Origin of the sequence: Flavobacterium sp., assembly GCF_043756175.1 — a bacterium.
Lineage (GTDB): Bacteria > Bacteroidota > Bacteroidia > Flavobacteriales > Flavobacteriaceae > Flavobacterium.
In genome coordinates, this window is sequence record NZ_JAYURN010000008.1 from 1 (window position 1) to 6,622 (window position 6,622).

A 6,622-nucleotide genomic window follows, 5' to 3' on the forward strand; every position below is an offset into this window, starting at 1 on the left:
AAATTGGCACTAGCTGGGCAGCATCGCCACACCAACCTTCGGCAAGAACCAACCAGTAATATTCGTGCATAAGAGCGTTTAACTCTTGAGAGGTTTCAATACCAACGTGAATCGTTTTATCTAACCGATTCATTCTGGTTTCGTTCAGTTTGCTATACATAAGCAAATCGTCCGATTGTTCGTCTCCTGAAGATTTATCTTGTTTTATTAGTTCCGAAATGATGTTTCGATATTCCGAATAAGTAATTGCATTTAAAAAACTTTGGGCTATAACTGTCTTCATATAATCTAAATTGCTGTAGTAAATTTACAATTTTTTTTAAAACAAATTCTTACATTTGAAAAAAACTCTTTTTTATGAAAAATCGTTGCGCTTGGTGCTTGTCTTCCGATTTGTATAAAGAATATCACGATAACGAATGGGGGAAACCTGTTTATGATGATGCAACGATATTTGAATTTTTAATCCTTGAAACTTTTCAAGCGGGTTTAAGCTGGATTACTATTTTGAATAAGCGAGAAAATTTTCGATTGGCTTTTGATGCTTTCGATTATAAAAAAATAGCAGCTTATTCCGAAGCAAAACAAGAGGGATTATTGCAAAATGCAGGGATTATTAGAAACAAACTCAAAGTAAAATGGGCAGTAACGAATGCGATTGCTTTTATGGAAATTCAAAAGGAGTTTGGTAGTTTTAGCCAATATATTTGGGGTTTTGTAGATGGAAAACCTATTGATAACAACCCGAAAACACTAAAAGACGTTCCTGCAACCTCAGCAATATCAGATGCTTTGAGCAAAGATTTAAAAAAACGAGGCTTCAAATTTGTAGGTTCGACTGTAGTGTATGCGCATATGCAAGCCACAGGAATGGTAAATGATCATGTGGAAGATTGCTGGGTGAGAGGATAATTTACAATAATATCAAATGAAAATATATTTCAAAATTCTATTAAGCTTGTTTTTAATAAGTTGTATTAAAAACAAAGAGGTTACAAATCTTCAAAACACCATTCCAAACTTTAAAGTTAAAATAGATACTCTAAATTTATTTGATAAAAAGAGAAATAGAATAATACCCGTTGCATTTTATTCTCCCAAAACAGCTAAAAAAATTGAAAATCAAAAAGTGGTGATTTTAAGTCACGGTTATAGCGAAAACAGACTGGGAGCAAATAAATCCTATTCGTTTTTAACTAAAAAACTGGCTTCCAAAGGATATTTTGTGATAAGTATCCAACAAGAATTACCAACTGACGATTTAATGCCTAAAACGGGAATTCCCCAAGTTGTTCGGCGTCCGTTCTGGGAAAGAGGTGTTGAAAATATACTTTTTACTCTTGGTGAAATAAAGAAAATAAAACCAGATTTAGATTACAAACATCTTGTTTTAATAGGACATTCAAATGGTGGAGATATAAGTGTTTTATTTGCTCATAAATATCCGAATTTAGTAGATAAAATAATTTCGTTAGACAATCGCCGAATGGAATTACCCAGAACGAAACAACCAAGAATTTATTCACTCAGATCAAGTGACCAACCTGCTGATGAAGGTGTTTTGCCAACTCTTGAAGAAGAGAAAAATTTTGAAATAAAAATTATAAAACTTCCCAACACCATTCATAATGACATGAATGATAGAGGAAATAAGAAACAAAAAAAGGAAATTAATAAGTATGTAATGGATTTTTTGAATGATTAAAACATTGACGTTACTTTAACACAACTTCTATTTAAATATTTTAATTATGATACGAATCTTGTTTTTTCTGTTATTTAGTTTGTCTAATCTTTATTCTCAAACTACTAAAATAATTTTAGTAGATTATTTGAATAAATCACCTATTGCAAATGCAATTGTGCTGGAGCCAAACGGGCAATTTATTACTAAATCTGAGAACGATGGTAGCTTTGTGGTAAACAATACTATTAACGAAATAAATATATCTGCAAACGGATATAATCCTATAACAGTAAACCCACAAAATTTAGCTACAATATCCTTAGAAAAAACGACTATAAATTTAGAGGAGGTCGTCCTACGAAACGCTAATCCTATAAAAATTGGTTCTTGTTTAGATAAAAGAGTTTCTAGCGATGCTCAATGTAATGGAATACAAAATGAGTATGTTATTTGTGCAACAAGAATTAATTTGAATCATAATAGTTCTATCGAAAATTATAATTTTTGCATAAATGTTAGAGATAGCAAAGAACACAATTCTCCTTTCAATTTTCAAATCTATTCAGAAAAAGAAGGTTTTCCAGATAAGATTATCTACAATCAATATATGTCTAATTACAAAAAAGGCTGGAACAAAGTTGACCTTGAAAGAGTTTTAAACCTAGAAAAAGGAACTTACTTTATTGCCATGCAATGGATTCCATTGCCTGACAAATCTGATGTATGGGTTCTTGGTGAGAGAAGTGATGGGTCAAAAGTATTTGTTTCTGGACAAGCTTTGTCGTTCTATAAAGCTGAAAACAAAACTAATTCCGATTTTATTTGTTCGAAAACAAAAAAATGGACATCAACACAACAAACAGGACAAATAGAACATAGAGCCAAAAGAAATATGTTTGCACAATACATAGAAATTTATGAAAACTAATTATTTTATCATTCTCATCACTTTATCTTTTTTAGCATCCTGTCAGGGTACACACAAAAAAGACGAAATGATGATAGAGCTTAAAAAGATTCCTCAAACAAATTACACCAAAATAGCATGTCCATTCGAAATTGATATGGATACAATTACTATAGATAAAATAAATGTAGAATTGCCTATAAAAAATATTGGTAAAAAAGATTTGACCAATTTGTATATAAAAACAACCTGCGACTGTACTGCTTTAGAGGATTATCCGAAAACTCTAAAACCAAACGAACAAACCAAAGTTAAAATTTCTATTGACATAGATGAAAAAGGATATTTTAGCAAAACGGTAGTTGTTTCTGGTTCGTTTAATCCTTTAGTAAGAGCTGTGAGAATTATGGGTTATAAAAAGTAGTTAGGTTATTATTTGAAACAAATTTAATTTTTATTGTTTTGTCATTCCGACGAAAGAGGAATGACAATTATCTTGTCTTCAAAATCCTCAAAAATTCTTCTCTCGGAATTTCTCTACAACCCAAACTATCTAAATGATCGTTGTAAATCTGACAATCTAATAAGTTGTAGTGATTTGTTTTGAGATAATTTACCAACGAGATAAACGCAATTTTCGAAGCATTACTTACTCTGGAAAACATACTTTCGCCACAAAAAACGGGAAACATATCTACACCGTACAATCCGCCAACTAAGGTGTCGTTTTGCCAAACCTCAACCGAGATGGCATTGCCTAATTCATGAAGTTTGCAATAGGATTCAATCATTTCATCTGTAATCCAAGTGCCGTATTGGCCTTCTCGCTTTATTTCTTGACAATTTTGAATAACTTCCCGAAAAGCTTTATTGAAAGTTACTTGAAAAACATTTTTATTGATGGTATTTCGCATACTATGAGAAACTATCAGTTCGTCTAGAAACAAAACCATTCTTTGTCTTGGCGACCACCACATGATGGGTTCACCATCTTCAAACCAAGGGAAAATTCCACTTTTGTAAGCCAATAACAATCTTTCGGTAGATAAATCGCCACCAATAGCCAAGAGACCATCGGGTGTTGATTCATTTGTATTTGGAAAAGATAATTCTTGGGTTAAAAAATGCATAGTCAATAACAATTTCAAAATCAATGGCAATTATAGATTTCGGCCTTCGCAGGAAAGACAGTGCGTCTGGTTTGTCTTTCCCGCGCAGGCGGGAATCCAAAATAAAAAAAAGCCAGAGATAAATATTACTTCTGACTTCTATTCTCTTTCTTTTATCTAAAATTTAGAAAGGTAAATCGTCGTGTTCTTCTTCTTTAAAGCTTGCCGCTGGTTCGAATGTTTCAGCATTTGGCATTGGTGGCGATTGTGTACTTGGTGCTTGTGCAGCAGCCAAACGCTCTATTCTCCAACCTTTTATACTATTGAAATATTTAGTTTCTCCTTGTGGATTTACCCATTCTCTACCACCTAAATTGATAGATACTTTTACGTCTTCTCCAACATTATAGCTGTTTAATAAATCAGCTTTATCTTGAACAAATTCTATCATTATCGATTGTGGATATTGCTCGTCTGTGGTTACAACCAATTCTCTTTTTTTAAATGAGGCACTAATTTGTTGTTCTGCCCCAACCACTTTAATTTTTCCTGTAACTTCCATAACTTATCGTTTTGCTAATAATACTTTCCATGCCGAAAGTACGTCTTGATTATTCAAATATTCTTTTGCTTTCAACTGCACTTTTTGCTCATCATCTGAACTTAAAACACCTTTTACAGCAAAATTTTCGTTTACAAATATAGTAATTTCTTCTTCAGTAGGCAAAGCTTCCACATTTCCTAACATACCTAAATCATTTCCATCAAAAACGGAACTTTCTTTAATAAAATTCGGAATATTATCTACACCAATTCCTAATGTTACCAGTGGTTTTGGCACTTCAAACAAACCTTGATTGGAACGTGAATACCAGTTGCCACCCAATCTCGACACTAAATCGATTTTATATTGATCGATAACTCCTTTTTCGTCCAAAATTTCTTCATTAATGTGAATGCGAACTACTTCACAAATAATTAAATTCCCAGCACCACCTTCTTGCCCTAATTCGATAATTTCGTTGACTTTACATTCAAACTGAACAGGCGATTCTGCCACACGAAAAGGTTTTACAACATCAGAAGCGATAGGTGTTAAACCCGCTTTTAGAAATTCGTTAATACCTTCAGCATATTCTGTACTTGATAAAGAGGTTTGTTGTACAATATCATAATTTACAACATTTATAACTACTTCGCGAGTCGCTTTTGTATTTTCTAAAGTGTGTTTTGTGGTATTATCACGTACTCTTCTAGCTGGCGAAAAAATGAGAATAGGCGGATTGGCACTAAAAACATTAAAAAAACTAAATGGCGATAAATTTGGATTTCCATCAGCATCTATTGTACTTGCAAAAGCAATAGGTCTTGGGCTTACAGCTCCTTGCAAATACCCTTGTAGTTGCGCTGTAGTAATGTCTTTTGGAGAAATGCTGAGCATGATTTTTATATTTTGAACAAAAATAAGAAAAGCAATTGAATAGAAATAATTATACTGAATCATTAACGCCTTTTTTATATATTTATACACTCAAGAAAAAATATGCAGTTTTCAAATAATAAAAATACAACCCGCTGGGTATTAATACTCTCCTCTTTCCTAATCATTGTATTGATTTTATGGAATACTTACACTTTTTTTCAGATTTTTAAAAACGAAGAGCGTTTAAAAATAGAATTGTGGGCCGAAGCACAAAAAAGCATCAATAATGCTACTTCAGATACTGATCTTGATCTGCCTTTTCACATTATTACAAACAACAATACAATTCCAATTATACTAACCAATCAAAAAGATAGTATTCTTCAGTCTATTAATATTGATGAAAATATTATCAAAGATTCGATAAAAGCAAAAGCGCTTTTACAAAATTTTAAAAATGCCAACAAACGGGTTGAAATGGAATATGTAAAAGGTAAATTTCATTATTTGTACTACACAAATTCCCCATTATTGAACAAATTAAAATATTATCCTATTGCCTTAGTATTAATCATTTTCTTGTTTGGCGCACTTGTTTATAATTATTATAAAACCAATAAAATATCTGGACAAAACAAACTTTGGGCAGGAATGGCAAAGGAAACTGCACATCAAATAGGAACGCCATTATCATCTCTCATTGGTTGGGTCGAAATTATGAAAGCCGACAATGTAGATGAAACCACGGTCGAAGAAATTGAAAAAGACATAAACAGACTTCAAAATATTACCGATCGTTTTTCTAAAATAGGTTCGGAACCAGTTTTGGAACAGAAAGATTTGGTAGAAGAAACCAAAAAAGCGTATGAATATCTGCAATCACGGTTTTCTAAACAAGTTGTTTTTACGTTTAAAGCACCTGAACATCAAATTCCTATTTCGATGAACCCAACATTGCATAGCTGGACGATAGAAAATTTGGTGAAAAATGCTATTGATGCTATGAAAGGCCGAGGTTCTATTGATATAACCATTGAAGATGATTGGAAAACAACTAAGATAAAAGTAACCGATTCCGGTAAAGGAATTCCTAAAAACCAATTTAGAACCATCTTTGAACCTGGTTTTACTACCAAAAAAAGAGGTTGGGGATTGGGATTGTCATTAACCAAAAGAATTGTCGAAGAATACCACAACGGAAGAATAAGAGTATTACAATCTGAAATAAATAAAGGAACAACAATTCAAATAAGTTTTAAACGATGAATTTAAGTTATTGGGAATTCAAAAATTGGTTTACAAATGTAGATTATACGATTGTTGGAAGCGGGATTGTTGGGCTTCACACTGCGTTGCGTTTGCGTGAGAAATTTCCTGAAAGTAAAATTCTAATCCTAGAAAAAGGAATGTTACCAGAAGGAGCAAGTACAAAAAATGCTGGTTTTGCTTGCTTTGGAAGCTTGTCGGAAATTATCGATGATTTAAAATCACATACA

General features: G+C 32.4%; 10 protein-coding genes. 6 read left to right on the forward strand and 4 right to left on the reverse strand.

The window, feature by feature from the left end; translation table 11 throughout:
- On the reverse strand, positions 1-283 hold a 283-nt coding region (locus tag ACH2BP_RS00520), incomplete at its 3' end, for a thioredoxin family protein (protein WP_395055960.1).
- 74 nt (positions 284-357) lie between these two features.
- Here ACH2BP_RS00520 and ACH2BP_RS00525 point away from each other — a divergent pair.
- Genes ACH2BP_RS00525 through ACH2BP_RS00540 form a run of 4 tightly spaced genes read left to right on the forward strand, consistent with a single transcriptional unit; the run spans position 358 to position 3,018 of the window.
- Positions 358-912, forward strand: a complete 555-nt coding sequence (locus tag ACH2BP_RS00525; RefSeq protein WP_395055962.1) for a DNA-3-methyladenine glycosylase I — start codon at positions 358-360, stop codon at positions 910-912.
- 16 nt (positions 913-928) lie between these two features.
- A complete protein-coding gene (locus ACH2BP_RS00530; protein WP_395055964.1) occupies positions 929-1,705 on the forward strand; it encodes an alpha/beta fold hydrolase in 777 nt (258 codons plus the stop codon).
- 46 nt (positions 1,706-1,751) lie between these two features.
- Positions 1,752-2,615: a hypothetical protein gene (locus ACH2BP_RS00535; protein WP_395055966.1), complete on the forward strand. Its 864-nt coding sequence runs from the start codon at positions 1,752-1,754 to the stop codon at positions 2,613-2,615.
- Positions 2,605-3,018, forward strand: a complete 414-nt coding sequence (locus tag ACH2BP_RS00540) for a DUF1573 domain-containing protein (protein WP_395055968.1) — start codon at positions 2,605-2,607, stop codon at positions 3,016-3,018. The genes ACH2BP_RS00535 and ACH2BP_RS00540 overlap by 11 nt, the downstream gene beginning before the upstream one ends.
- Positions 3,019-3,085: 67 nt before the next feature.
- On the opposite strand, the gene aat is transcribed toward ACH2BP_RS00540, so the two are convergent.
- The 3 genes from aat to ACH2BP_RS00555 form a co-directional block, all read right to left on the reverse strand.
- A complete protein-coding gene (gene aat / locus ACH2BP_RS00545; RefSeq protein ID WP_395055970.1) occupies positions 3,086-3,724 on the reverse strand; it encodes a leucyl/phenylalanyl-tRNA--protein transferase in 639 nt (212 codons plus the stop codon).
- 163 nt (positions 3,725-3,887) lie between these two features.
- Positions 3,888-4,265, reverse strand: a complete 378-nt coding sequence (locus ACH2BP_RS00550) for a DUF3127 domain-containing protein (RefSeq protein ID WP_395055972.1) — start codon at positions 4,263-4,265, stop codon at positions 3,888-3,890.
- 3 nt (positions 4,266-4,268) lie between these two features.
- Positions 4,269-5,144 carry a flavin reductase family protein gene (locus ACH2BP_RS00555; protein ID WP_395055974.1) on the reverse strand — a complete coding sequence of 292 codons (876 nt, stop codon included), beginning with the start codon at positions 5,142-5,144 and terminating at the stop codon, positions 4,269-4,271.
- Positions 5,145-5,246: 102 nt separating this feature from the next.
- Between ACH2BP_RS00555 and ACH2BP_RS00560 the strand changes: the two genes are divergently transcribed.
- Both ACH2BP_RS00560 and ACH2BP_RS00565 read left to right on the forward strand, forming a co-directional pair.
- Positions 5,247-6,392, forward strand: coding sequence for a sensor histidine kinase (locus ACH2BP_RS00560; protein ID WP_395055976.1), 1,146 nt, complete (start codon positions 5,247-5,249; stop codon positions 6,390-6,392).
- The coding region (locus ACH2BP_RS00565) for an FAD-dependent oxidoreductase (RefSeq protein WP_395055978.1) at positions 6,389-6,622 on the forward strand (234 nt) is incomplete at its 3' end. The genes ACH2BP_RS00560 and ACH2BP_RS00565, both read left to right, overlap by 4 nt.

Excerpts from the sequence above, each read along its gene's own strand:
- ACH2BP_RS00560 (WP_395055976.1), top strand. The coding sequence starts at position 5,247 with ATGCAGTTTTCAAATAATAAAAATACAACCCGCTGGGTATTAATACTC.
- ACH2BP_RS00525 (WP_395055962.1), top strand. The coding sequence starts at position 358 with ATGAAAAATCGTTGCGCTTGGTGCTTGTCTTCCGATTTGTATAAAGAA.
- ACH2BP_RS00555 (WP_395055974.1), bottom strand. The coding sequence starts at position 5,144 with ATGCTCAGCATTTCTCCAAAAGACATTACTACAGCGCAACTACAAGGG.
- aat (WP_395055970.1), bottom strand. The coding sequence starts at position 3,724 with ATGCATTTTTTAACCCAAGAATTATCTTTTCCAAATACAAATGAATCA.
- ACH2BP_RS00540 (WP_395055968.1), top strand. The coding sequence starts at position 2,605 with ATGAAAACTAATTATTTTATCATTCTCATCACTTTATCTTTTTTAGCA.
- ACH2BP_RS00530 (WP_395055964.1), top strand. The coding sequence starts at position 929 with ATGAAAATATATTTCAAAATTCTATTAAGCTTGTTTTTAATAAGTTGT.
- ACH2BP_RS00550 (WP_395055972.1), bottom strand. The coding sequence starts at position 4,265 with ATGGAAGTTACAGGAAAAATTAAAGTGGTTGGGGCAGAACAACAAATT.
- ACH2BP_RS00535 (WP_395055966.1), top strand. The coding sequence starts at position 1,752 with ATGATACGAATCTTGTTTTTTCTGTTATTTAGTTTGTCTAATCTTTAT.